General features: G+C 54.9%; 2 protein-coding genes. Both read right to left on the reverse strand.

What is annotated here, in order from left to right; translation table 11 throughout:
• Positions 1-419 (reverse strand): DotI/IcmL/TraM family protein (locus tag R5H23_RS16830; protein WP_317216127.1); only part of this gene is annotated, 419 nt, incomplete at its 3' end.
• Positions 419-950, reverse strand: a 532-nt coding sequence (locus R5H23_RS16835) for a hypothetical protein (RefSeq protein WP_317216128.1), incomplete at its 5' end; no start/stop codon positions are given. The genes R5H23_RS16835 and R5H23_RS16830, both read right to left, overlap by 1 nt.

Raw genomic sequence — 950 nt, forward strand, 5'->3', positions numbered from 1 at the left:
GCGGTCAGGAAGACACGTTTGGCCTTGATGAAATCAATATTACCGGGCCCGGAGAAGGACTGAGCCCAGGCGTTCCATGCGGGAAGGTCGAAGTCTTTCGCAGAGGCATCCAGGTGCTTGGCGTAACTCACGAAATCCATCGTATAGAGATTGGTGACTTTCCTTGCGGCCCAGTTGATGACCTCGGAGTCAGAAAAATACGGTTGGTCCGTGACGATCAGCTCCCGGGGCTTCCCGAGTGAGTCATGATAAATGTATCGGACGTGCGGTGTCTTCATCACCGATACGGTGAGGGCCAGTCCGAGAATGACGTTGAGGATCAGACTGCCCGAAAACGCAATGAGTCCACGCTTGATGATGCGTTGAAGGAACTCCGGATCAAGAAGTCTCCGGCTGATAGCAGCGGACGCGTTACGCATCAGTGAAAGCATCCGGACGCGCGGCGCTCGACAAGGCGGCTGCCGAGATAGCTGTAATGTTGTTGCCGGCGATCTTTCGGATGCTGAAAGAACACTGTGTTCGTGATGCCACAGGTCCTTGCAATCATCTGGCTGGCGAGTGTTGCATTTTCGGCAACAGCAAACGGGTTTTCGGTCGGAGAAGTGCGCAACAGTGTGAAACCGGCCCGGCTTGGAAGCCCCGCCCTTTTAGCGGCCATGCACACGGTATTATACTTCAGTCCGAAGTATTCAGCGATAAAGGCAGGCGAATAGAGCCTCTTCCAGAGATCAGCCAAAAGATGAAGGGACTGTGTGTTCCAGATGGCTCTTCCAGACGCCGTTTTCGGAAAGACGCCCGGTATTGCTGATGCAGGACTGTTGTGTCGCTCATTAACGATGTCGACATTTTTTCGGGCTTGTGCAGCACGTTGGCGCTTCAGCGTCAGCGGACGGCGCAATCCCAGTCGCTTAGCCTTGTTCGCGACCGCCTGCGGACTTCTCCCAAGCCTC

The sequence above is a fragment of the Gluconobacter sp. GP1 genome, assembly GCF_032913585.1.
Classification (GTDB): Bacteria; Pseudomonadota; Alphaproteobacteria; order Acetobacterales; family Acetobacteraceae; genus Gluconobacter; species Gluconobacter cerinus.